Origin of the sequence: Chitinophaga sp. GbtcB8 (assembly GCF_019091455.1) — a bacterium.
GTDB lineage: Bacteria > Bacteroidota > Bacteroidia > Chitinophagales > Chitinophagaceae > Chitinophaga.
This window is the reverse complement of the sequence record NZ_JAGXJN010000035.1, coordinates 33,887-57,208: the sequence shown is the minus strand read 5'-3', so window position 1 is coordinate 57,208 and position 23,322 is coordinate 33,887. Positions and strand designations below refer to the sequence as shown.

The following is a 23,322-nucleotide window of genomic DNA, read 5'->3' as shown; positions in this document are numbered from 1 at the left end:
GTGAATGTGCACATTTACACATTAAACTAATTGGCTTACATTTGTTGCCAGCTAAACACTAAAATACATCTTATGGCCATTGTAGAACTGGTAATGCCTAAAATGGGGGAAAGCATCATGGAAGCCACCATATTGCGCTGGCATAAAAAGCCCGGGGATCAGGTAAAAGCTGATGAAACGGTGCTGGAAATTGCCACGGATAAGGTGGATAGTGAAGTGCCCTCCATTGCCGACGGGGAGATTACCGAATTACTGTTTGCAGAGAACGAGGTAGTACCGGTAGGCGCCGTAATTGCCCGTATCAATACAACCGGTAATGCCGAAATACCTGTTGCCCCCACCACGTTTGAAGAAATTGCGCCTGCAGCGCAGCAACACCATCACGAAATTATTACCAATAACGAGGGGCACCACCAGCATACGGCTCCTGAACCGGTGGCGGCCCAGCATGCTGAGCCTAAGTTCAGCACCAGCGGCCCCCGTTTTTACTCGCCCCTGGTATTAACCATTGCACAGCAGGAAGGCGTAAGCTTTGCAGAGCTGGAAAATATACCGGGCAGCGGCAGCGAAGGCCGTGTTACCAAAAAAGATATACTGGAATATGTAGCTGCCCGCCAGCAGGGCCACCAGCCTGCTGCACGGCCAGCGGCTGCCACAGCGGTCCCTGAAAGCAGGCCGGTGCCTGTGGAAACATCCAAAGCTGTAGCTGCGCCGGTACCCACTTACAATGGCAGCAGCAGCAGCGGTAATGTGGAGATCATTGAAATGGACCGTATGCGCAGGCTGATAGCAGAGCATATGGTACGCAGCAAACAAACCAGCCCACATGTAACCAGCTTTGCAGAAGCAGATGTAACGCACATGGTAAAGTGGCGCGATAAAGTGAAAAAGGATTTTGAACAAAGGGAAGGGGAGAAGCTCACCTTTACCCCGCTGTTCATAGAAGCGCTGGTGAAATGTATTAAACGTTTCCCGCTGGTGAACTGCTCCCTGGAAGGTGATAAAATAATCCTGAAGAAAGATATTAATATAGGTATGGCCACGGCCCTGCCCAGTGGTAACCTGATTGTTCCCGTGATCCGCAATGCCGACATGCTGAACCTGGTAGGACTTACCCGGCAGGTTAATCAGCTGGCCAATGCCGCCCGCACCAACCGCCTGAAACCGGAAGATACCCAGAACGGTACCTTTACGCTTACCAACGTAGGCACCTTTGGCAGCCTGGCAGGTACACCCATTATTAACCAGCCGCAGGTAGCTATACTGGCTGTAGGCGCTATTAAAAAGCGCCCGGTGGTAATTGAATCCCCGGAAGGCGATTCCATTGCTATCCGCCATATGATGTACCTGTCGCTCTCTTACGACCACCGCATTGTTGACGGTGCATTGGGTTCTACTTTCCTGAGCGCCGTAGCGCAGGAGCTGGAGCACTTTGACCCGGAAAAAGTATATTAATCAGATCCATCCCTGCAGGCGTAAAGTGTGCAGGTATTATTTGCGCAGGGCAGCCGTATGAATGTACGGTTGCCCTGCCTTTTTATTGATACTCATATACACTTTCTAACACGAACGTTATCAGCCTGTTAACGATTGGTTAACCATCAATTGTTTAAATGGACCGTAATTTACGCGGCACAAAGTACATGAATCATGGGTCGGTAAAAATGATCCCAGCGTATAAGGAAGAGAATGGCCTATGAAGTAATCCCTGATGTTTGGTTAGCTAAATGACAATACACCCTACATATCCTTTTTCCCATGATCAATATTGGTATCATTGAAGACAACTATTTTCAGCTGAACAGCTACAAAGAATTTTTAGAAGATTTCCAGGATTGCAAGGTAGTGTTTGCCTGTAAATCAATGGAGGAATTCAGGGCGCTGCCTTCTTATGAAATGAATGTTGCGGTGATCCTGCTGGATGTAATGCTGCCGGGGGAATCCGGCATACAGGGCATTTACCCGTTACGCTGTCTTTTCCCGGAAGCCAGGATCATTATGTTATCTGCCCACGACCAAAAGGAACATATTGTATCCTCTATTAAAGAAGGGGCGCATGGTTACCTGCTGAAAACCGGCCGCCTGGCGGATATTTACCAGGGCATGATGGATGCGCTTAATTACGGCAGCACCCTCTCTCCAAGGGTTGCCTACCAGCTGATCAGCCATATGAATGAAGATCCGTTGCTGCAGCTGCGGGATAAGCTAACGGAAAGGGAATACGAGGTGCTGCATTTATTAAAGCAGGGGCATTCCTATAAAACCATGGCGGACCGTTTGCATTTGTCTGTATTCACCATCAATCATCACCTGAAGAAGATCTACCAGAAGCTGAACGTTTCATCCAAATCAGAGCTGGTATCCAGGATCTGTTTAAACAATTTGCAGGTGCCACTATAATAAGTAGGGGCCTAAGCGGTGCTTTTAACAACTACCACTATAATAAGTGGCACACAAAAAGGGCACTTGCTGTAATATTGCAGCGTTGCTTTCATTACTTCGTGTTCCATATCCTCTGAACAATACAGTGTGCTTCCATTTAGGGTATCCCCCGTGGATGATACACACAGTAGCGCAATATAACCAGTTGGCTGCTGTTAACACCATCGCAAAGTAAAAGATATATGGCGCTGTACACCACCGGCGCCATTTTCTTTTTATACCCGGGTTAATGAAAGGCTGTTGAAAGGGGCTAAAACAAAAGAACCGCCCTGTGGAACAGGACGGCTCTTTCAAATTTCATTTGGCCTTGAAAACCTGGCGCAATAGAATAAATAACTAAATTAATAGCGACGATCGCGGCCACCGCCACCATATCCACCGCCACCACGGTTTCCTCCACCACCACCACTCCTGAAGTTATTATTCGGCTGTTTAGGTCTTGCTTCGTTTACCATTAATTGTTTGCCTTCTATCTCAGTGCCATTCAAACTATTCATAGCCTTGGATCCCTCTTCCTGGTTAGGCATTTCCACAAATCCAAAACCGCGTGAACGGCCGGTTTCGTGGTCCTTAATGATTTTCGCGGAGGTTACTTCCCCAAATTCGCTAAATATCTGGTGAAGGTCCTCATCGTTCAACCTATAGTGCAGGTTGGCTACGTAAATGTTCATGACTAAAAGATTAAAAAAATGAAAAATAATACTGAAGATAAAGAAATTAAATTGATAAAATATCCTACCCTGGCAACATTTTCTAAAAAGAGGGTCTACGGGTAGTAACGGTATACCCCAAACGTGGTACAGTAAAGGTTTTACGGGGTTTTTTAAATATTCATTAAAATGAAATCAAATGCATTATAGCGCTATTTTTATGCACTTTTTTTTGTAAATTTAGTATATAATCCATTAAATTTTATTGTTATGGGTGTATTAAGTGAAACCTGGTTTGCAGACGGTTATATAGACTTTGAACAGAAAAAATATACCTTACTGGCTTACCTGCAGGAGATCAACCATTACTTCAACGAGAACAAGCTTTACCCGCAGCTGGCGGATGTTATTTTCCACTTCAACAACTTAGTAGCTTTCCGGGACAACAAACAATTCATTCAGCAGCAATTCCCTAAAAGACTCACCTCCCTGAACATGGAGAAGCTGCAGATCCTGTATGAGCAGATGATTGCAGACGATGAGCTGATGCAGGAGCTGGAAAGCATTATTCACTATGCCATGAACCGGATGAACCTGACCATTAAAGATGGAACGGAGATCTATGAAATGGTGGAAGATAGCATGAATATAGCGCCGGTAGGCCTGATACCCCTGGATACACAGGAGGGGTACCTGTTCCTCTCTGACGGGCGGCACCAGGATACCCTGGTGTATGAATACCGCCTCACCATTTTTGAGCGGCATGATGAAAAGTACCGGGGCATTCACACACAGCTGATAGAGACTTACCAGAAAGACCTGGTGCACTCCTGCGAGCATATTAAAACCATCCTGATACGGCAGCGTAAAAAGCTGCCTAACCCGGCAGTATACCGGGTAGATACGCAGCTGGTGTTTCCGCTGAATGAAACGCTGCTGCCTATTGCCAAGAGGTGTTTGGTGAAGTATATAACGAAGAATGCGGCGTAATTTGCATATCTGGATTTTGCGCATCATTTTAGCGGCAATACACTCTCTTCCCCATCAAACACCACCTCCAGCTCATGGTCCTGTAAAAAGGGTTGATAATACTGTGCAATGATCTTTTTGATCTTGTCTTTAGACTGCTGCAGGTAAAGGGTGTTGCCGGCCAGCTGCTCGCGGGAGGTCTCGTACAGCTTTTTTTGCACGTCGGTGTAGGTTTCATCATCCTGGAAAAGCAGCCAGCCTTTGCGGTTGGCAGTTTCCATTTTATCCAGTCTCAGCTCATAGCTGAGCAGGTGGGGAGCCGGGAGCTGTACGGTGATCTTTTTATCGGTAACGGACACACGGAAATTCTTTTCATTCACATCTACCCCATATTTGGCCTGGTAGGGGATAGAGACCCAGACGGTATTTTCCTGGAACATCTTTTTAAAGTTATCGGCCCAGCTACCATCATTTGCGAGGTTACTGCGCTTATGGCTGGCTACGCCCTGTACTTCCAGGCTGGCCAGCTCGGCTATTTCCCTTACAATCATACTGTTGCTCAGGATCTGCTGGCTTACGGACCGGCTGCCGAATTGCTTACCCAGCCAGAATATCAGCAGGACAAGGAGTGCAAAGCCGACTAAATAGAGGAATCGTTTCATAGTTAAGGCAAGCTAGAAATAAATTACGAATTACGAATTACGATTTACGAATTACGAATTACGAATTACGAATTTTCTTTATTACAGATAATATCACAAAGCAGATATAGACGCATCTAATATGTTTTGCATATTATATAGGGCGTTTTTATAACGTTTTGCAGCCGGCATTTGGTATTTGGCAGGTTACTTTCCGTGTAAAATGGCGCTGCGCTCTACCCAATGATTCATTATCATAATTATTTTCAATGGCATTCCCCGCTGGGCGGGCGCAGGCTATGCACCGCTTTGGGCGGGGGGTAATTGATAATTCATAATTAATCTTCCCGTGTAAGTGCAAAGATCAGCTCCTTATGCTGCGGGTATAACGCTTGTAGCTTTTTGCGCTGTGCCAGCTCAAAATCTTCAAAATCAAAACCCGGGGCTACGCTGCAGCCTACCAGGGCAAAACCGGCATCTGTATCCAGGCGGGAGGCAAACCAGTTGCCGGCCGTTACTACTACCTGCAGCTGCTCGCCCAGGTGCAGGTTACGTCCCAGCTTGTGTACCGTTAACCGGCCGTCTGAACCAATTTCGTATATGCTTAAAGGTTCTCCATCATAAAAATGCCAGATCTCGTCGGCCATAATGCGGTGAAAGGCGGAGAACTGTCCGGCTTCCAGTAAAAAGTAGATACAGGTAGCAGCATTACGGTTGCCCTTCATGCCAGGCGGCAGGGTGGATTTGTGTAATACCCAGGAGGAGCGGTAGGTTTCCCGGAAGGCGCCACCTTCCACATGCGGCTGTAATTGCAGTTGTTCGCGCCAGTACTCAGCTGTTTTAAGGGTTGTGATCATTGGGTGGTTTTTTAGTGCATGGTCCATGGTTGATGGTCCATAGCGTATATCATATGGTTTAGGGACAAAATAGGTAAAAAAGCATAAAGCTTAAAGCAGAAAGCATAAAGGTGGGGGAGAGCTGAAAAGAAAAAATGGAAGATGAATTGCTTCAGCTTCCATTTTTAAACCTTTCACTTTAATATTCTTTTATGCCACGGCAACACCTGTAGCGGGTACGGGCATTTGCGCCACTGCGGCGGTATTGTTATTGTTATTAAAAGTATTGAAGAAAGAAGGTGTTTGCCCGTTAAAATAAACGTAATCCTGGCGGAACACTGCTTCGTTATAATACTGGCTGTTATTAGCGGTCATGGGCTGCCATTGCGGTATGCTGGTTTGCTGTAACAGCTGCATGGCCTTTTTAAAGCGCAGCATGCGGGCATACAGCTTGGGCGGTAAGCCTACTACTTCCATAAACAATCTTTCCAGGGTGGGCCTTGACAAGCGGAAACGGGCGGCCAGGTCAGCGATGCTCACATGTCCATCTTTCTCCTGCAGGAAGTTGGCTACTTCTTCTACTTCCTGTTTGTTGTAAGCCTGCTGCTGCATAGCGCCTTCCAGGGCAGTATCCAGCAGGGAAGGTATGCCCGCGGCATCCGCAGCTGCCAGCTGTGCCGCCAGCGCATTCCAGTTTTGGCCGGGCATTTTGCCCAGATCACGGTAGTAGTTGCTGATGGCGTGCATGTTAATACCCAGCATGCGATAGCTGCCGTAAGCATTCAGGTGCACGATCACTACTTTTACCGGACCTTTTACCTTTAACTGGCTGGAACAGGTGAAATGCCCTACCACAGCAGTTTGCGGTAAGCTAAAGGTGGTATGCTGGCAAGGCTGACAGCTTACTTCGCCTTGTTGCAGGAATACCATATACTGATCACCTAATGATAACAGGTTCTGTGGCAAATTAATTACCCCTGAAGTATCATCGTGCCAGTAGTAATAATGCTTTACATAAGGATGTAAGTTGGCTGCAGGACGATAGATATGGAAATTCATAGGAAAAAAATTTCTAAAGATTATAGGAACATCTATCTAATCAACTCCCCGGAAAACTCTAACAGATTCTCTTGTTAATGTAAATATAGGTAAAATATATTATATAGTGATAATAAATAGTATGATACTTTTTTTACATTCAACATCAGGGATTTAGATAGCGGTTCTATGGTTAGTGGCCGTTTGGCAATAGGTTTTCAGGTTTTTCAAGACAAAAATAAGGCCACTAACCATTAGAACGGCTGTTTATGGATTATTATTGTTGAGATCCCAGCCCCAGCTCACTCCTTTTTCCGTGGCCGGCACTCCGTATAACAGCCACTGAGGCGCCGGAGCGCCTTTCAGGAAGTGATCAAAGAATTGTTGTTCCCGGCGCTGAATATCCTTACGGTTTTGACGTAATACCAGGTTATGGGCCTCATTATTATAGTTTAAGAGCCAAACGGGTTTGCCCAGGCGGCGAAGGCCGGTAAACAGCTCAATGCCCTGGTACCAGGGTACGGCGCCATCTGCATCATTACTCATAATTGCCAGGGGCGTAGTTACATTGGGTAAATGGAACAGGGGCGAGTTTTCCAGGTATAGCTCCGGCTTTTCCCATAAGGTAGCGCCAATGCGGCTTTGCGTATGCTCATACTGGAACTGCCTGTTCATACCGCTTTCCCAGCGTATGCCGCCATAGGCGCTGGTCATATTGGCTACCGGCGCACCGGCCCAGGCAGCTTTGAACAAATGCGTTTGCGTAACCAGGTAAGCTACCTGGTATCCGCCCCAGCTTTGTCCCTGTATGCCCATGTTGGTACTGTCTGCCCAGCTATGCTGCGCCAGCGCGCGGGCCCCGCTTACAATATAATTATAGGCGCTTTTGCCGGGGTGCCCGTTCTCATAGATAATATCCGGTGCAAACACCAGGTAACCCCGGCTTACAAAGAACGGGATATTGAGGCGGGAAGGGGTAGGCGCGGGGGGCGAGTAATTATACAAGCCATCCGACAGCTTTTCATAAAAATAAATGAGCACCGGGTAGTGTTTGGTGCTGTCAAAATCTTCCGGTTTGTACAGGATACCTTCTGCGGGCTGCCCGTTATAGGCCGTCCATTTAAACAGGGAAGCAGTACCCCAGTTATATTGCTGCTGCTGCGGGTTTATATGGCTTAGTTGTACGGCTTTGTTAAAAGACGGTGTTTTGCCGGAAAGTGTGGCGGCATATACATCCGGCGACAGCTCATAGCTGCTTTTAGTGAAAATGTAACTGGCTGCATTTTTGGCTTTGCCTGGTTGCTGGTAAGCATAAGGCCCCATGGCCAAAGCCTGCAGGGTACCGGTCTTCAGTCTTAACAGGGAAAAACCGTTGTACTTGGTAGTTTCGTTAAATGTGCTGAGCAGCAGGTCCTGGTCTTTTTTGAAAAAGCGTTCTTCCTCATCCAGCTTCTCATAACGGAAGCGGGTTTTATCTTTACGCCCTATGCCATGGGTTATGTTCACCGGCGCTTGCTGCCCGCCTGGATCCACCTGCCATACATCATAACGGTCATAGATATACGCATATTTATCACCTTCCAGCCAGCCGGCTACGCCATAGGTATCCGGTTCATCGGGATGGTCATCTACCTCATCATACATCTTGGTGGGTATACTGGCCGTAATGTTGCGGATGGCACCACTGCTTACCTGGTAGCTGAACCAGTGTCTGGCTACCCTATCATACCAATACAGGTACTGGCCTTTGGGGGAGATGTAAAAATCGCCGTCCAGCTTTTCTTTTACCATACGGCGGGTACCATCGCCAACATTCAGCAGCCACGCGGTTTTCAGCGTGCGGCCGGTCCACTGCATGGCAATGCGTTCGCCTTTATCCGTATAGCCAAGGGCGTAAGTGCCGTTACCTTCATCGGCTGTTACTACGGTTTCCAGGTCTTTATTACCCAGCTGTAATACTTTTTGCGTGGCGGGATCATATACTGCGGTGTAGCTTCTTTTCAGCTCCCGGTTCAGGTTTTTGAGCTGCATGGGCTGCAGAAAATCATCCTGGTAATTCCAGATGTCTACTTTGGCTACTTCAAAATCTACCAGGGTAGTGTCTTTAGGCGGGCGTATAGGCGCGGTACCAAAGAACAGGCGTTGCCCGTTCTCACTGAACTCAATCTTACTGCTGTCAGCCACACCCCAGTTATTGGGCAAGCCTGGTGTTTGGCGGCCGGCGGCAATAATGCCGGTATCCTGCCCGGGTTTGTAGTAGTAGAGCTGGAAAATGCGCTGCGGGGCTTTGGCGGTGTCGCGGGTGCTTACCCAGGCGGTCTGCAGGCCTTTATCATCAAAGGTTAGCAGCTTACGCTCGCCGCTGCCACGGCTCAGGGTATCCAGCTTACGGCTGGTTATATCCCATAACAGCACGCCTGCTTTGGTGAGGGGGTCTTTTTTAGCGGTGGTGATCTCTGCCAGCAGCTTGTTGCCTGGTTTACTGAAAGCGTATTCCAACACATGCGGCAGCGTATCCTCTTTATTATCTTTTAAGTTACGGATAATGAGCGGGGTGCCGCTGGTGCTGTCTTTATCCCATTCCGGCCTTTCCAGCAGGTAGGCTACCCAGCCGCTGCCTTTGGCCGGTGTTTTAAAAGACTTTACCATGGGGGCTTTCCATAGCTGCCATTGTTCCAGGGTTACAATGCCCAGGGAATCCTTAGGCATTTCTGCGGTTTTTTTCTTCTTGATCTTAGCCTGCCTGGTGTCTTTGAAATACGGATCAATGGAAAATACAACGTACCTGGAATCTTCCGTGATCACGGGTTTGCCGCCGCGCGGCACTTCCATGCTGCGGCGGGTTTTGTTGTCGTAGATCACTAAGCTGGCATCGCCTTCCTGCGGGGTAATGGTATAAACGATCCATTGGCCATTGTTGCTGATGGCTTTTTTGCCAATACTTTCCCAGCTGTTGTACACACTGTGATCCAGTGGCGGTTTAGATTTGGTTTGCTGTGCATAGGTAACCAGTGATAAGCTGGTAAGGGCTGCACATATGAGGGTGCTTTTCATGTTGGCTAAATTAATAGAAAAGCAGGCTATTGGAAAGGGGAATAGTAAGAGTGGTTAGTGGGCCGTTAGACTATTGTCCGCAGGCTGCTTTGCTACCCGCCACATTTGCAGGGCCACAGACAGCATAATGCAAAACAGGCCAACGTAAAAAGTCCAGCCCAGGTATTTGTTTTCCTGGAACAGCACAAAGGCCAGCAGTATGCTGTACACTGGTTCCAGGTTAAAACAGAGGTTTACGGTAAAGGCAGAGATCTTTTTTAAAGAGGTAAGGGTAAGCGCGTACAGCCAGATGGTGCAGGCCCAGGAAAGCACTATTAAATAAAGCGCATCCTGCCAGGAGGGGATGAAAGCCGACAGCGGCGTATGGGTGTTGTATAAATAGAATGGCAGCAGCAGCGTAATGCACAGTGTACCTATCATCAGCTCATAAAAGCCCAGTGTATAAGTATCAAAACGTTTAATGAGCCGTTTGTTAAACACCGTGAACAGTGCGGCAAACATGGCGGAGATAATGCCCAGTATAATACCGGTACGGTACTCCGTATTAAAATGGAATATAAGCAGTATGCCCAGCAGGGTAAGCAGGCTTAATAACAGCTCAGCCACATCAAACCGGCGGCGGTTAATGAGCGGATCAAATATAGCGGTGAACAGGCTGGTAAGTGAAAAGCACACCACGCCTATGGATACATTGGCGTATTTAATGCTGCCGTAAAAAAAGATCCAGTGCAGGCCTATGATAGCGCCATTGCTGCCAATGATCATTACATCTTTAAAGGGCACTTTTTTTAACAGGCCACGCCACAAAAAAATAAGGTAAAGTGTAACCGCGGAGATGAGTAAACGGTACCAGGTAAGCAATCCTTCATTGAGGGTGATGAGCTTTCCCAGGATGCCGGTAAAACCGGCCAGGAAAACAGAAAAATGTAGTTGTAAAAATGCTTTTTTCATTGTTAACAGTTTGCAGCAGGCCGCTCCTGGTCCGGGAATGTTTGCAACCATAACTGGCACCTGCCACTAATGACTGGTAACTGATCAGCGGGTAGTATGCCGGCGTTCATAACGCCGGAAAAGGCTTTGTGTTTGTATTTTCAGCACGCCCAGGATCCCTTCTTTCACAATGCCTTTGCTCATTTTAGAATAACCTTCCTTACGGTCGCGGAAAGTGATGGGCACTTCCTTCAGCTTAAAGCCCAGCTTCCAGGCGGTGAATTTCATTTCTATCTGGAACGCATATCCCACAAACTGTATGGCATCCAGGTTAATGGCTTCCAGCACTGCGCGGCGGTAACACACAAACCCGGCAGTAGCATCCCGTACAGGCAGCCACGTTATAATGCCTACGTAAATGGAGGCGCCATATGAAAGTACGGCACGGTCCCAGGGCCAGTTTTCCGTGCGGCCGCCCTTTACATAGCGGGAGCCTACGGCCAGATCGGCCCCTTCCTTTGCACAGGCATCATACAAACGTATCAGGTCTTTAGGGTTGTGGGAGAAATCGGCATCCATTTCAAAAATATATTCGTAGCCGTTAGCCATCGCCCATTTAAAGCCATGGATGTAGGCGGTGCCCAGGCCCTGCTTGCCGCTCCTTTCTTCCAGGAACAGCATACCTGCATACTGCTGCTGCAGCTGCTTTACAATGTTGCCGGTGCCGTCCGGCGAACCATCATCTATGATAAGTACATGAAAATCCTGCTGCAAGGAAAATACAGCGTCAATGATCTTTCGGATATTATCCTTTTCATTGTACGTAGGTATTATGACAAGCTTTTCCAATCAGCGAACATCGTTTTTGTGGACTGCGAAAATAGTATAATCAGGCCGCAAGATAGAGCGTTCCTGAAAAATATTACATTTTTTTTAACATCATACTATGATAAATTTCTGTCAGTTTCTGTTTGGTGTTTAGCGGGAAATCCGCTTTCATCATCCAGTCATAGTATTGGGGTTCTGATTTCAGCACATCCTTTACCGGGCGGCCTTTGTATTTGCCAAAGTTAAATACTTCCGTACCGTTCTGCATAACCATGCGGCGGGCAAAGTCGATGTACTCATCTTCCTTGGTAAATTCTGCCAGCCCCTCTACATCTGACTGCAGTGTTTCATACCGGTTCAGCTGGGCTTCCAGTATTTCAAAAGTGGCTAATGCATCGGCTTCTGCGCTGTGGGCATTTTCCAGGTTCTTATCGCAATAGAACTTATAAGCGGCGCTCAGGGTACGTTTTTCCATGAGGTGAAAGATCTTCTGCACGTCCACAAACTTGCGGCCGGATACATCAAACTCAAGCCCGGTACGTAAAAACTCTTCTACCAGCATGGGAATATCAAAGCGGTTGGAATTATAACCGGCTATATCACAATTCTCCAGGAACTGGCGCAGCTCATTGGCCATTTGCTTAAAGGTTTGGCAGTCCTTCACATGATCATCCGTAATACCGTGAATAGCGGTAGTGGAAGCGGGTATGGGGCATTCCGGGTTCACACGTTTTACTTTGGATTGCGTGCTTTTATCCGGGAATACTTTAACAATGGCAATTTCAATAATACGATCGGTGGCTACATTGGTGCCGGTAGTTTCCAGGTCAATAACCGCCAGGGGTCTTTTAAGTTGTAAAGTGGGCATTGTTGAAAAATGATGATTTGATATTTGGATGTAAGAAGTAAGATACATGCATTTTCCATATCTTATTGCTTACTGCTTGTTTCTTGCTGCTGACTTCCTACTTTATTTTTTCCCACAGCGCACGTATATCCATTCCTTCATAGTCGCCGGAGCTCATGAGCAGCAGGTTGGTATCCTTATACTGCTGTGCATCCAGGAAGGCTTCCAGCTGTGCGCGCTGGTTAAATACGTGGAGGTCTTTCCGGCCAAAACCGGCTGCTATCTGTTCCGGCAGCAGCTCCGGCATACGTTTTATTTCCAGCGCATGTTTGCTGTAAAATACCACGGCTTCATTTGCCGGGTCCATAGCGCCCTGGTACTGATCCATAAAACCGGCATTCAGGCTGCTGTAGGTATGTAATTCCAGTACGGCGATCAGCTTACGGTGCGGGTACTGCTGCTGCAGGGCCTGTATAGTGGCTTTTACCTTGGAGGGGGCGTGGGCAAAATCGCGGTAAACAGCGGTTTGCTTGTTTTTACCCACCAGCTCCAGCCTTTTGGCGGCGCCTTTAAAGGTGGCGATGGATTGCAGGAAAGCATCGTCTGCGATACCCAGCTCATTGCATACCAGGCGGGCGGCATGCAGGTTCAGCAGGTTATGATCGCCAAATACCTGCAGGTCGCTGAAACCTTCCTCAAAATACACGCGGGTTACCCCGTTTGTGATCATATGAATGGGCAGGGTATAGGGCACCAGCTTCAGGTGGCGGCCTTCTTTGTCAACCAGCGCGCTCAGCACCTCATCGGTACTATTATATATAAGGATGTGGCCGGGCTCCATTTGCCGGATAAAAATGGCAAACTGTTCCAGGTAATTGTCAAAAGTGGGAAATACGTTAATATGGTCCCAGGCAATACCGCTGAGCACAGCAATATGCGGGTGCAGGAAATGGAATTTGGGCCGTTTTTCTATTACGGAAGCCGGGTATTCATCGCCCTCGCATACGATCAGCGGGGCATCTGTAATGTTCACCGACTGGGGAAAGCCCTCCAGGCGGGCGCCTACCAGGTAGTCGAATGCCTTTTGCTGTGCCTGCAGCACATGCATGATCATGGCGGTAATGGTGGTTTTGCCGTGGCTGCCGCCTATTACTACCCGTTGTTTTTGCCGGCTTTCCCGGTAAATGTATTCCGGGAAGGAATAGATCTTAAGGCCCAGCTCCTGTGCGCGTTTTAGTTCCGGGTTATCGGCCCGGGCGTGCATACCCAGGATAACGGCATCCAGGCCGGGGGTAATACGGTTGGCATCCCAGCCCGTAGAAACCGGTAAAATCCCTACCTTTGCAAGGTTGCTAAGGGCCGGCTCAAATATTTCATCATCGCTGCCTGTTACCTGGTAGCTTTTATGATGCAGCGCAATGGCCAACTGGTGCATAACGCTGCCGCCAATGGCAATAAAGTGAACTTTCATAATTGGACAGTAGGAAGTTTTGGAGCAGGATCCAGTACTAATTTGTAATGACAATCAGGTTAAACCACTGCTCACACATCTTGTTGTTTTCTTTAATATATTTTTTATATTTGCAAAGTAACGTTACTAAGCACGATTAAAAAAGATTTTATACGCTTTCCCTATGAATTTTCATTTAAAGATTAAATTTCCAATCATGAGATCTCATGTTAAATTGTTGGGCGTTGCCGGCCTTATTGGTATTTTTGCAGTATTATTCACCTCGTGTGCAACGCATTCGAAGCTGGGCTGTCCGATGAAAATATCAAAATCGGTACCGGCTGAAAAAAGTAAGGAGTGTTAGGAAATGAACTGGAAGACGCTAGACAGCGAATCACAACTAGAACAAATTAAAGCAGCATCGGCCCAGCAGCCGGTGGTTATTTTTAAGCACAGCACCCGCTGTTCCATTAGTTTGATGGTTAAATCCCGGTTAGAGCGCGCCGAAGCGCCCGGAGATGTGGACTTTTACTACCTTGACCTGATCAGGCACCGCAATATTTCCAATAAAATTGCCCATGATTATGCCGTGGAGCATGAATCGCCCCAGGTATTATTGATCCGCAATGGAGCCTGCGTGTATGACGAAAGCCATAATGGCATTTCGATGGACAGCCTCAAGGAGCTAATTAAGAATTAATAATTAATTGGTGCGGTTGATTGCAGAGCTCTGTGATCCAAGGCATTTTATACCCGTAAATTATTGCATTCATGATCATTTTTGGATAATGTTCATGAATGCTTTTGCATTTTTAGTAGTTGATAAAAGCTGCCAGGTTTTACCATCCCCGCTGCATATTAATACTAATTACTACCTCACCGCCGCCAATATTTCTTTACTTAACGGCGATACTGCCGGCCCGAAATAATACAACAGCACGCCGGAGGTGTTTACCACATATTTGCTAAAATTCCATTCCGGGGCCTGCTGGTTCCAGCCATTATAACTGATATCAGACAACCAGCGGAACACCTGGTTTTGCTGCGCGCCCTTTACCACGCTGCTTTTAGCTGCCAGCATAAACGTAACCCCGTAATTGGCCTGGCAGAATTGTGCAATCTCTTTATCCGATCCTTTTTCCTGCTCACTGAAATCATTGGCCGGAAAACCAATGATCACCAGCTCTGGCACTAATGTTTGCAGCTGTTGCAGCGCTTTATACTGGCCGGTAAAACCACAGTCGGATGCTGTATTCACCAGCAATAATTTTTTGCCGTTAAACTTGCTCATAGGCACCAGGTTGCCCTGGTTATCAATGATAGTAAGGGATGAAAGCGGTACTGGTGGCCGTTTTCCTGCTTCATTAAACAATGTCGTATTCCTGCTGCCAAACAAACGGGAGAGGCGCATAATAAGCGGGTATAACTTTTTAAGAAAAGACTGTTTGCCTGTCATGACGGTTATTTGCTGCTGTGAAAAAGATAGCGGTTACAGGCATCATAGCTTGTAATGCTTGTCAATAGCGCAAATTTCCTAGTTTTGCGCTATATATACAAAAGAATGAAGCATCGTATAGTTGTAGCTGTTACCGGCGCCAGTGGTTCCATATATGCCCGCCAGCTTTTGCAGAAACTGCAGGCCGCGGCAGAGCAGATAGATACCGTAGCGGTGGTAATGACGGAGAATGCCAAAACCGTATGGGAAACAGAGCTGGGAAACCAGGACTATGCGCAGCTGCCATTCCGTTTTTATACCCAGCAGGATTTTCATGCGCCTTTTGCCAGCGGATCCGGGCAGTTTAAAACCATGATCATTTGTCCCTGTTCCATGGGTACGCTGGGCCGTATTGCTACCGGTGTTTCCAATGATCTTATTACCCGTGCTGCAGATGTGGTGCTGAAAGAGCGCCGTAAGCTGATATGCGTAGTGCGGGAAACGCCCTATAACCTGGTGCACCTGCGTAATATGGTAACTGTTACAGAAGCCGGTGGTATTATTTGCCCGGCCACCCCCTCCTTTTACAGCCAGCCTGCTACCCTGGAAGCAGTGGCAGCTACGGTTACCGACCGGGTGCTGGATCTGGCGGGGATTGAGCAGGATACGTATAGGTGGGGGAAGTAAGTAATTACGAATTATCAATTACGAATGGATTGAAGCGGTTGATGGTTATTTGTAATTGAATAATTCATAATTATATTTAATAGTACACTGGATATTTTGGAGTACACAATTCGTAACTCGTAATTGATAATTCGTAATTAAATCATGCATATCGCAATCATTAACGGGCCTAACCTGAACCTGCTGGGAAAGCGGGAGCCGGGTATTTATGGCAGCGAATCCTTTGAGGACTACCTGGCTACTTTGAAAACGTTGTATCCCACAGTGCAGTTCAGCTATTTTCAAAGCAATGTAGAAGGGGAGATCATCAACCACCTGCATGAGCAGGGTTTTAGCGCCGATGGTATACTGCTTAACGCCGGCGGCTATACGCATACCTCTGTAGCTATACGGGATGCTATTGCAGCTGTTAAAACACCGGTTATAGAAGTACACATCAGCAATGTATATGCACGGGAAGAGTTCCGCCATACTTCATTAATAGCGCCTAAATGTGTGGGCACTATCTGTGGCTTAGGCATGAAAGGGTATAAGCTGGGAGTGGAGTATTTTTTGAATTGAGATAGTGATACATTTAAATAAACAGGCTGTTCCGGAAATAATGGAGCGGCCTTTTCTTTTTATTGTTGCCCGTTGTCATTAAACTCTTTTTGCCGCTTCAGCTGTGCATGCCGGATACGGCTTAGCGTTTCTCTTGATACCCCCAGGTAAGATGCTACCATATGCAACGGTATGCGACTGAAAACATCCGGGAAAGAAGTAACAAATTCCTGGTATTTTTCTTCAGCCGTATAACTGATATTCATGAGTATACGGTTCAGGTTTGCATCGTGGCTGCTGGTTTTCAGCTTTTCTGAATAAGACCTGAATGCAGGAATGACCTCAAATATTTTATCCATGTTTTCCCGGGACCATAATAGTATTTCCGTGTCTTCCAGCGCCTCAATATTATATTTGGATGGTAACTGGCTATTGTAGCTTTCCGTGTCCAGCATCCAGCCATTTTCAACTGCAAACCGCATATTGTATTCTGCCCCGTCATCCCCGGTACGGTAGGTTCTTAATAAGCCTTTCATCACAAAGGCCTTAAACCGGCAAACTTCGCCCTCATGCATCAGCAGCTGCCTTCTGCGTAACTTTTTTTCCGTTGCCAGTGAACGTATGAGCTTCACCTCATCTTTAGTACAAGCTGTTTCAGGAGTGATAAATCTTTCAAAATTATCCATCATACTTAAAGGTAAGCGTTTAGTGATAAATAGCCGTTCCCAGGCTGTTTTTGCTGCTTATTCCAGCGGCTGAATACGGCAAAATTAGGTCAAATGACCTCAAAAAGTTGTGTCAAATCTCCTTGCTGAAGGGCCGCCTTCGTCCCAATTTTGTGACATAATTGGATCGATTACAAATTGTTATTAAAACAGAACAAATCTATGCGTGTTTTTGTCACCGGGGCCACGGGTTTTGTAGGCTCCGCCATTGTACAGGAATTAATAGGGGCGGGCCACCAGGTACTGGGCATGGCCCGCTCAGAGGAAGGGGCCAGATCCCTTGCCGCTACAGGGGCTCAAGTGCACCGGGGCGATCTTACAGACCTGGAAAGCCTGCGCAGTGGCGCAGCTATGTCGGATGGAGTGATCCATACCGCTTTTAACCACGACTTCTCAAAGTTCAAGGAAAGCTGTGAAGCAGACCGGCGTATTATTGAGGCGCTGGGCGCCGGGCTTGCCGGCTCTGACCGTCCGCTGGTTATTACCTCCGCGATCGGGATCCTTGCGCCGGGCCGCCTGGGGCTGGAAGAAACTCTGGCCAACTCCAGCACCACGGCAAATCCCCGGGTGGCTACTGAAGAGGCAGCCGGTGCCGTGGCTGCCCGCGGGGTGCATGTTTCGGTGGTACGCCTCCCTGCGTCCGTACATGACAATGGTGATCATGGTTTTGTTCCGATGGTTATTAGCGCTGCGCGTGAAAAAGGCATTTCAGCCTATGCCGGCGAAGGGTTAAACCGCTGGCCTGCCGTGCACCGGCCGGATGCAGCCCGGCTTTACCGGCTGGTGCTGGAAAAAGGCGCTGCCGGCGCCCGGTATCATGCAGTAGCGGAGGAAGGCATAACTTTCTGGGAAATTGCCGCGGTTATTGGCCGGCGGCTAAATGTACCGGTAGAGGCTAAATCACCGGAGGAGATTGCGGCCCACTTTGGTTGGCTGGCACATTTTGTGGCGCTTGATATTCCCGCATCCAGCCAGCGCACCCGGGAGCAGCTGGGATGGGAGCCAACAGGGCCCGGGCTGATCGCTGATGTTGACCATGAGCGTTATTTTAAAGCCAAATAGCGGCTGGCGGTGTTTGCTCTCCTGGTCTGTGATCAGGCAAAAGCTTTCAACAATCTCAAATAGGAGGCTGACCTAAAAGGTCGGCCCTATTTCTTTGCAGATTTTCCCGGCATACTGCTGTTACAATTCAGCATCTATTTCATAAACCTTTCTGTATACCGTCTGTAAAACAATTATGAGGTGCTGTAAAACTTATTGATTGCCCAATCCTTTACTGTAAAATGTATGATATCATCATACCTTTCTAATCATCAAAATACACTCAAAAAAATGGACCGACCTAAAAGCGCTTTTTTACTTTTTGGTCAGCCCCTATTTTTAGTCATTACATTTTAACAGGCAGCAGCGGTTTCCTTCTCTTCTTTAAAAGCTTCCCTGGCTTTTAATCCCAGCAGCTCAAACATCATATGGTCTTCTTCAAAAGAAGGATTTTTTGTGGTCAGCAGCTTCTCACCGGTAAAGATGGAGTTGGCGCCTGCCATAAAACACAGGGCCTGTTCAGATACGCTCATCTCTGCACGGCCGGCGCTCAGGCGTACCATGGCGCTGGGTATCAGGATGCGGGTGGTGGCTATCATGCGCACCATATCCCAGAATTCTACTTTAGGCATATGTTCCAGCGGCGTGCCTTTTACGCGGGTAAGCGCATTAATGGGCACTGATTCAGGATGCTGGGGCAGGTTGCTGAGGGTGTGCAGCATTTTAATGCGGTCCTCATGGGTTTCGCCCAGGCCAATAATACCGCCGCAGCATACGCTTACGCCGGCTTTGCGCACATTATCCAGCGTTTGCAGGCGGTCGTCGTAAGTACGGGTGGTAATGATCTCGCTATAATATTCATCTGAGGTATCCAGGTTGTGGTTGTAGGCGTACAAACCGGCATCTGCCAGTTTCTTAGCCTGTTCTTCCGTAAGCATACCCAGGGTACAGCATACTTCCATGCCCAGCTCATTAACACCTTTTACCATATCCAGCACACGGTCAAAGTCGCGGTTATCGCGTACCTCGCGCCAGGCAGCGCCCATGCAAAAGCGGGTGGATCCGGCTTCCCGGGCTTTACGGGCATATTCCAGCACAGTATCTTTCTGCAGCAGGCCATGTACTTTAATATCAGTATTATAACGGGCGGCCTGGGGGCAGTACGCACAATCTTCGGAGCAGCCGCCGGTTTTAATGGACAGCAGGGTACAAACCTGTACTTCTGCAGTATCCTGGTATTGGCGGTGTGCGCTGGCAGCGCGGAATATCAGTTCCAGCAGCGGAGTATTATAGATAGCTTTTATTTCTTCAATGGTCCAGTCATGACGGATCTGCACATCTTGCATAAGTATAATATTTAATAGGAAGCAAACGTACGGAAAAAAGCATAAAGCGCAAAGCTTAAAGCTGAAAGCTGAAAGCTCAAAGCATAAAGCTCAATGCATTAGACGTGCCGGGCTTTAAGCTTTATGCTTTCTGCTTTGCGCTTTCTGCTCACAGGTATTTAAAATTCGTCTTGGGCGTAATGCCCAGCAGCGTATGGTAAATGAGCATAATGGTGTTCTCAATATCCTCTTTCTTTACCATTTCAACGGTGGTATGCATGTAGCGCAGCGGCAGGCTGATAAGGGCAGAGGGGGTACCGTCATTGGAATATGCAAAGGCATCTGTATCGGTACCGGTGCTGCGGCTTACGGCATGGCGCTGGAAAGGAATATCGTGCTTTTGCGCGGTTTTAATGATCAGGTCGCGGAGAATGTTATGCACCGCAGGGCCGTAGGTAATGCTGGGGCCATTGCCGCAACGGATCTCGCCTTCCACGTTCTTATTGATCATGGGGGTGGTGGAATCGTGCGTTACATCCGTAATAATGGCCACATTGGCCTTAATACGTTTGGCTATCATTTCTGCGCCCCGCAGGCCTACTTCTTCCTGCACGGCATTTACAATGTACAGGCCAAAGGGCAGCTGCTGCTTATTTTCTTTCAGCAGGCGGGCCACCTCTGCTATCATAAAACCGCCAATACGGTTATCAATAGCGCGGCAAATAATATAGTCGTAGTTCAGCTCTTCATAACCATCTTCAAAGGTGATCACGCAGCCTACATGAATACCCAGGTCTTCCACCTCTTTCTTGGAGCGGGCGCCGCAATCCAGGAAAATATTATCCACCTTGGGTTGCGGCTCTTTACCTTCCGGGTTGCGGTTACGGGTATGAATGGCAGGCCAGCCGAATACGGCTTTTACAATACCTTTTTCTGTATGAATGTTCACCCGCTTGGAGGGCGCTATCTGCTGATCAGAGCCACCATTACGGATCACATAGATCAAACCTTCTGCTGAAATGTAGTTCACAAACCAGGAGATCTCATCTGCATGGGCTTCAATCACCACTTTAAAAGGCGCATCCGGGTTAATGATACCTACTGCAGAGCCATAGGCATCTACGATCTGCTCATCAATATAGGGTTGCATGTACTGCAGCCACATTTTCTGACCTTCCTTCTCAAACCCTGTAGGGGAGGGATTGTTCAGGTAATTCTTCAGAAAGGTCATTGATTCTTTAGTCAGTACGGTTTTTTGTTTTTTAGCCATGTTCTGCATGATTATCCGGCAAAAATAGGAAAATACATTTAGCAGTTGGCTTTTAGCTATTAGCTTTTAGCGGTTGGCATTTGGTGATGATGTTCTGCTAAAAGCTAAAAGCCAATGGCTAAAGGCTAATAGCCAGGTGCAGCAGGGCTGACAGCATCATCAATCCATCCAGTACAAAATAGTACATATAGTCAGAGCGGTTATACTTTGCATTTCGGGTAAGCAAACCGGTAATAAGCACCGGCGCCAGTAAGGTACCAATCACGGTGGGCGTTGTAAAAGGCCATAACAGCAAGGCGCTTACAGCTGCCAGCAGCAGGGATATATAGTATACCAAGAACAGCTGTTGCTCTGAAAGAATAGTGATCAGGCTGCGGATGCCTTCTTTTTTGTCAGACTCCACATCCCGGTAATCAAACAAAATGCAGATGGCGTAGATGAGGAAAAAACGGTGCAGTGTAAGGTAAATAACGGCCGCGGTAACCGGCGTACCGGCTATGAACACCGGCAGCAGGGTGCTTACATAGGTCCATACAAAAGTAAGGAACAGTGTTTTGCCGATAGCGATGGTACGCAGCCATACAAAAATGCGCTGCGGCAGCTTGGGCGCCGTGTAAAGAAAGGTAAGCACCGCGCCACCGGCCAGCGGCAGCCAGTGTTCCTTTAGCTGCCAGAAGAAAAAGAGCGCACCTACCGCCCCTGCCAGGTAAAACACCACCATCAGGGTCCTGTGCCGTGCGCCCCATAGAATGCGCTGCGAGGTAGAGTATTCAGCCGGTGTAAGGTACCAGTGAAAATTATAGCTGCAAATGCTGGAAAAGAAAACAAAGGCATTGTACGTGAAATAGTCGTAATGCAATCCCAGCAGCGCATTGGTTTGCCATACCATTAGTACTGCGCACAGGGAAATATAGATAGAGCTAAAAAGTAAAAAATTAAATATTGAGCGTAACATAGTTAATGTGCGGTGTGCAAAAATGCAAATGTGCAAATTTAACGCTGCAATTTATAATCATTTGCACATTCGCATACCTGTACTTTGTACATTATAAAGGAATGTTGCCGTGTTTTTTCCTGGGCATGTTCACCACTTTATTCTCCAGCATTTTAAAGCCTTTCATTAGTTTAATACGGGTTTGGCCAGGGATGATCACTTCATCAATATAACCCTTTTCTGCAGCCAGGTAAGGGTTGGCAAAACGTTCTGTATAATCTGCCACCAGCGCATTCATACGCGCTTCCGGATCCGGGGCGGCATCTATTTCCCGTTTAAAAATGATCTCTACCGCGCCTTTGGGGCCCATTACCGCTATTTCTGCCTGCGGAAAAGCAAAGTTCAGATCAGCGCCAATATGTTTGGAGTTCATTACGCAATACGCGCCGCCATAGGCTTTGCGGGTAGTAACGGTTATTTTGGGCACCGTTGCTTCACTCAGCGCATACAACAATTTAGCGCCGTTAGTGATAATGGCATTCCATTCCTGGTCTGTACCTGGTAAAAAGCCCGGCACATCTACCAGCACTAACAGCGGAATATTAAATGCATCGCAAAAGCGGGTAAAGCGGGCGCCTTTTACAGAGGCATGTATGTCCAGCACACCGGCCAGGTGCGCGGGCTGGTTGGCTACAATGCCTATGCTGCGGCCACCTATCAGCGCAAAACCTACAATAATGTTCTCTGCAAAACCCTGGTGCACTTCAAAAAAGCTGTCAGTGTCGGTGATCTGCGCAATCACCTCCTTCATATCATAGGGCTGGTTGGGATGTTCGGGAATAATGTTGTTAAGCGCTTCCCGGTTCTCATCTGCCGGTTCGTAGGGGTATACCGGCGCATCTTCCTCACAGTTCTGCGGCACATAACTTAACAGGCGTTTTATATATTGGATACATTCTACTTCATTATTACAGGCAAAGTGCGTAACGCCGCTTTTGGTGGCATGTGTTTGTGCGCCGCCCAGCTCTTCGGCCGTTACCTCTTCATGCGTAACGGTTTTTACTACGTTGGGCCCTGTTACAAACATGTAAGAGGTTTGCTCCACCATCAGTATAAAATCTGTAATGGCAGGGGAGTATACTGCGCCGCCGGCACAGGGGCCCATTACTGCGGATATTTGCGGTATTACGCCGGATGCGCGGGTGTTGCGGTAAAAGATATCTGCATAACCACCCAGGCTTACCACCCCTTCCTGTATGCGCGCGCCGCCGCTGTCATTTAAACCTATCATGGGCGCACCGTTCTGCATAGCCAGGTCCATTACCTTGCAGATCTTACGGGCATGCGGTTCTGATAAGCTGCCGCCATATACAGTAAAGTCCTGGGAAAACACGTATACCAGCCGGCCGTGAATGGTGCCGTAACCGGTTACCACCCCATCGCCCAGGAACTGCTCCTGTTCGGCGGTAAGGCCGCGGTTGCGGTTAGCTACCAGCATATCCAGCTCCTCAAAAGAGCCTTCATCCAGCAGCAGCTGCAGTCTTTCGCGGGCTGTAAGCTTACCCTTTTTATGCTGGGATGTTATCCGGGTTTCGCCGCCGCCCAGGGCTGCTTCCGCTATCTTATTGTGTAGTTGTGCAGTTTTATCCATACGTGAGTTGTTTGCGATGGTGCCTTTAA

Annotated in this window: 22 protein-coding genes; 7 read left to right on the top strand and 15 right to left on the bottom strand. The window is 47.8% G+C overall.

The genetic code is table 11. The annotated features are described in order from the left end of the window. The first annotated feature begins 72 nt into the window (after positions 1 to 72). Together KVT36_RS24675 and KVT36_RS24670 are read left to right on the top strand one after the other, a co-directional pair. Positions 73 to 1,455, top strand: coding sequence for a dihydrolipoamide acetyltransferase family protein (locus KVT36_RS24675; RefSeq protein WP_217606120.1), 1,383 nt, complete (start codon positions 73 to 75; stop codon positions 1,453 to 1,455). Positions 1,456 to 1,758: 303 nt separating this feature from the next. Continuing rightward, entirely contained in the window at positions 1,759 to 2,400 is a 642-nt protein-coding gene (locus KVT36_RS24670) for a response regulator transcription factor (RefSeq protein WP_217606119.1), read from the top strand. A gap of 383 nt (positions 2,401 to 2,783) precedes the next feature. Here KVT36_RS24670 and KVT36_RS24665 read toward each other — a convergent pair whose 3' ends face one another. Continuing rightward, the gene (locus KVT36_RS24665) at positions 2,784 to 3,113 is read right to left on the bottom strand and encodes an RNA-binding protein (protein WP_089912948.1); all 330 of its coding nucleotides are present in this window, start codon (positions 3,111 to 3,113) and stop codon (positions 2,784 to 2,786) included. A gap of 249 nt (positions 3,114 to 3,362) precedes the next feature. Between KVT36_RS24665 and KVT36_RS24660 the strand changes: the two genes are divergently transcribed. After that, on the top strand, positions 3,363 to 4,082 hold the full coding sequence (locus KVT36_RS24660) for a hypothetical protein (RefSeq protein ID WP_217606118.1): 720 nt from the start codon (positions 3,363 to 3,365) through the stop codon (positions 4,080 to 4,082). Between the two features lie 23 nt (positions 4,083 to 4,105). Here KVT36_RS24660 and KVT36_RS24655 read toward each other — a convergent pair whose 3' ends face one another. The 8 genes from KVT36_RS24655 to murC form a co-directional block, all read right to left on the bottom strand. Continuing rightward, positions 4,106 to 4,723: a DUF4230 domain-containing protein gene (locus KVT36_RS24655; RefSeq protein ID WP_217606117.1), complete on the bottom strand. Its 618-nt coding sequence runs from the start codon at positions 4,721 to 4,723 to the stop codon at positions 4,106 to 4,108. 317 nt (positions 4,724 to 5,040) lie between these two features. Then, a complete protein-coding gene (locus KVT36_RS24650) occupies positions 5,041 to 5,559 on the bottom strand; it encodes a cupin domain-containing protein (protein ID WP_254640183.1) in 519 nt (172 codons plus the stop codon). Between the two features lie 189 nt (positions 5,560 to 5,748). Continuing rightward, a complete protein-coding gene (locus KVT36_RS24645; RefSeq protein WP_217606115.1) occupies positions 5,749 to 6,597 on the bottom strand; it encodes a helix-turn-helix domain-containing protein in 849 nt (282 codons plus the stop codon). A 246-nt stretch (positions 6,598 to 6,843) separates the two neighbouring features. Next, entirely contained in the window at positions 6,844 to 9,630 is a 2,787-nt protein-coding gene (locus KVT36_RS24640) for a S9 family peptidase (protein WP_217606114.1), read from the bottom strand. Positions 9,631 to 9,684: 54 nt separating this feature from the next. Next, on the bottom strand, positions 9,685 to 10,581 hold the full coding sequence (locus tag KVT36_RS24635; RefSeq protein ID WP_217606113.1) for a DMT family transporter: 897 nt from the start codon (positions 10,579 to 10,581) through the stop codon (positions 9,685 to 9,687). A gap of 84 nt (positions 10,582 to 10,665) precedes the next feature. Then, positions 10,666 to 11,409 carry a polyprenol monophosphomannose synthase gene (locus tag KVT36_RS24630; protein WP_217606112.1) on the bottom strand — a complete coding sequence of 248 codons (744 nt, stop codon included), beginning with the start codon at positions 11,407 to 11,409 and terminating at the stop codon, positions 10,666 to 10,668. A 73-nt stretch (positions 11,410 to 11,482) separates the two neighbouring features. After that, a complete protein-coding gene (locus tag KVT36_RS24625) occupies positions 11,483 to 12,256 on the bottom strand; it encodes a 3'-5' exonuclease (RefSeq protein ID WP_217606111.1) in 774 nt (257 codons plus the stop codon). Between the two features lie 97 nt (positions 12,257 to 12,353). Further along, entirely contained in the window at positions 12,354 to 13,706 is a 1,353-nt protein-coding gene (gene murC / locus KVT36_RS24620; RefSeq protein WP_217606110.1) for a UDP-N-acetylmuramate--L-alanine ligase, read from the bottom strand. 346 nt (positions 13,707 to 14,052) lie between these two features. On the opposite strand from murC, the gene ytxJ reads away from it, so the two are divergent. Further along, a complete protein-coding gene (gene ytxJ, locus KVT36_RS24615; protein WP_217606109.1) occupies positions 14,053 to 14,385 on the top strand; it encodes a bacillithiol system redox-active protein YtxJ in 333 nt (110 codons plus the stop codon). 171 nt (positions 14,386 to 14,556) lie between these two features. Here ytxJ and KVT36_RS24610 read toward each other — a convergent pair whose 3' ends face one another. Further along, the gene (locus KVT36_RS24610; RefSeq protein WP_217606108.1) at positions 14,557 to 15,141 is read right to left on the bottom strand and encodes a glutathione peroxidase; all 585 of its coding nucleotides are present in this window, start codon (positions 15,139 to 15,141) and stop codon (positions 14,557 to 14,559) included. A 105-nt stretch (positions 15,142 to 15,246) separates the two neighbouring features. Here KVT36_RS24610 and KVT36_RS24605 point away from each other — a divergent pair, with 105 nt between their 5' ends. Beyond that, on the top strand, positions 15,247 to 15,807 hold the full coding sequence (locus KVT36_RS24605; RefSeq protein WP_217606107.1) for a UbiX family flavin prenyltransferase: 561 nt from the start codon (positions 15,247 to 15,249) through the stop codon (positions 15,805 to 15,807). A gap of 144 nt (positions 15,808 to 15,951) precedes the next feature. Beyond that, positions 15,952 to 16,368 carry a type II 3-dehydroquinate dehydratase gene (gene aroQ, locus KVT36_RS24600; RefSeq protein WP_217606106.1) on the top strand — a complete coding sequence of 139 codons (417 nt, stop codon included), beginning with the start codon at positions 15,952 to 15,954 and terminating at the stop codon, positions 16,366 to 16,368. A 59-nt stretch (positions 16,369 to 16,427) separates the two neighbouring features. Here the strand turns inward: aroQ and KVT36_RS24595 are convergent, their stop codons facing one another. Then, complete coding sequence (locus KVT36_RS24595) at positions 16,428 to 17,036, bottom strand: Crp/Fnr family transcriptional regulator (protein ID WP_217606105.1); 609 nt, start codon at positions 17,034 to 17,036, stop codon at positions 16,428 to 16,430. 198 nt (positions 17,037 to 17,234) lie between these two features. On the opposite strand from KVT36_RS24595, the gene KVT36_RS24590 reads away from it, so the two are divergent. After that, positions 17,235 to 18,134, top strand: coding sequence for an SDR family oxidoreductase (locus KVT36_RS24590; protein WP_217606104.1), 900 nt, complete (start codon positions 17,235 to 17,237; stop codon positions 18,132 to 18,134). A 332-nt stretch (positions 18,135 to 18,466) separates the two neighbouring features. Here the strand turns inward: KVT36_RS24590 and bioB are convergent, their stop codons facing one another. From bioB to KVT36_RS24570, 4 genes are all read right to left on the bottom strand, one after another. Then, positions 18,467 to 19,459, bottom strand: a complete 993-nt coding sequence (bioB, locus tag KVT36_RS24585) for a biotin synthase BioB (RefSeq protein ID WP_089912901.1) — start codon at positions 19,457 to 19,459, stop codon at positions 18,467 to 18,469. 148 nt (positions 19,460 to 19,607) lie between these two features. Beyond that, entirely contained in the window at positions 19,608 to 20,708 is a 1,101-nt protein-coding gene (locus KVT36_RS24580) for a M42 family metallopeptidase (RefSeq protein ID WP_217606103.1), read from the bottom strand. A 118-nt stretch (positions 20,709 to 20,826) separates the two neighbouring features. Continuing rightward, positions 20,827 to 21,663, bottom strand: coding sequence for a UbiA family prenyltransferase (locus tag KVT36_RS24575; RefSeq protein ID WP_217606102.1), 837 nt, complete (start codon positions 21,661 to 21,663; stop codon positions 20,827 to 20,829). Positions 21,664 to 21,754: 91 nt separating this feature from the next. Beyond that, entirely contained in the window at positions 21,755 to 23,293 is a 1,539-nt protein-coding gene (locus tag KVT36_RS24570; protein ID WP_217606101.1) for an acyl-CoA carboxylase subunit beta, read from the bottom strand. Between the last annotated feature and the right edge of the window lie 29 nt (positions 23,294 to 23,322).

Coding starts and splice junctions, on each gene's coding strand:
- KVT36_RS24675 (WP_217606120.1), top strand. CDS start 73: ATGGCCATTGTAGAACTGGTAATGCCTAAAATGGGGGAAAGCATCATG.
- KVT36_RS24670 (WP_217606119.1), top strand. CDS start 1,759: ATGATCAATATTGGTATCATTGAAGACAACTATTTTCAGCTGAACAGC.
- KVT36_RS24665 (WP_089912948.1), bottom strand. CDS start 3,113: ATGAACATTTACGTAGCCAACCTGCACTATAGGTTGAACGATGAGGAC.
- KVT36_RS24660 (WP_217606118.1), top strand. CDS start 3,363: ATGGGTGTATTAAGTGAAACCTGGTTTGCAGACGGTTATATAGACTTT.
- KVT36_RS24655 (WP_217606117.1), bottom strand. CDS start 4,723: ATGAAACGATTCCTCTATTTAGTCGGCTTTGCACTCCTTGTCCTGCTG.
- KVT36_RS24650 (WP_254640183.1), bottom strand. CDS start 5,559: ATGATCACAACCCTTAAAACAGCTGAGTACTGGCGCGAACAACTGCAA.
- KVT36_RS24645 (WP_217606115.1), bottom strand. CDS start 6,597: ATGAATTTCCATATCTATCGTCCTGCAGCCAACTTACATCCTTATGTA.
- KVT36_RS24640 (WP_217606114.1), bottom strand. CDS start 9,630: ATGAAAAGCACCCTCATATGTGCAGCCCTTACCAGCTTATCACTGGTT.
- KVT36_RS24635 (WP_217606113.1), bottom strand. CDS start 10,581: ATGAAAAAAGCATTTTTACAACTACATTTTTCTGTTTTCCTGGCCGGT.
- KVT36_RS24625 (WP_217606111.1), bottom strand. CDS start 12,256: ATGCCCACTTTACAACTTAAAAGACCCCTGGCGGTTATTGACCTGGAA.
- murC (WP_217606110.1), bottom strand. CDS start 13,706: ATGAAAGTTCACTTTATTGCCATTGGCGGCAGCGTTATGCACCAGTTG.
- ytxJ (WP_217606109.1), top strand. CDS start 14,053: ATGAACTGGAAGACGCTAGACAGCGAATCACAACTAGAACAAATTAAA.
- KVT36_RS24610 (WP_217606108.1), bottom strand. CDS start 15,141: ATGACAGGCAAACAGTCTTTTCTTAAAAAGTTATACCCGCTTATTATG.
- KVT36_RS24605 (WP_217606107.1), top strand. CDS start 15,247: ATGAAGCATCGTATAGTTGTAGCTGTTACCGGCGCCAGTGGTTCCATA.
- aroQ (WP_217606106.1), top strand. CDS start 15,952: ATGCATATCGCAATCATTAACGGGCCTAACCTGAACCTGCTGGGAAAG.
- KVT36_RS24595 (WP_217606105.1), bottom strand. CDS start 17,036: ATGATGGATAATTTTGAAAGATTTATCACTCCTGAAACAGCTTGTACT.
- KVT36_RS24590 (WP_217606104.1), top strand. CDS start 17,235: ATGCGTGTTTTTGTCACCGGGGCCACGGGTTTTGTAGGCTCCGCCATT.
- bioB (WP_089912901.1), bottom strand. CDS start 19,459: ATGCAAGATGTGCAGATCCGTCATGACTGGACCATTGAAGAAATAAAA.
- KVT36_RS24580 (WP_217606103.1), bottom strand. CDS start 20,708: ATGGCTAAAAAACAAAAAACCGTACTGACTAAAGAATCAATGACCTTT.
- KVT36_RS24575 (WP_217606102.1), bottom strand. CDS start 21,663: ATGTTACGCTCAATATTTAATTTTTTACTTTTTAGCTCTATCTATATT.
- KVT36_RS24570 (WP_217606101.1), bottom strand. CDS start 23,293: ATGGATAAAACTGCACAACTACACAATAAGATAGCGGAAGCAGCCCTG.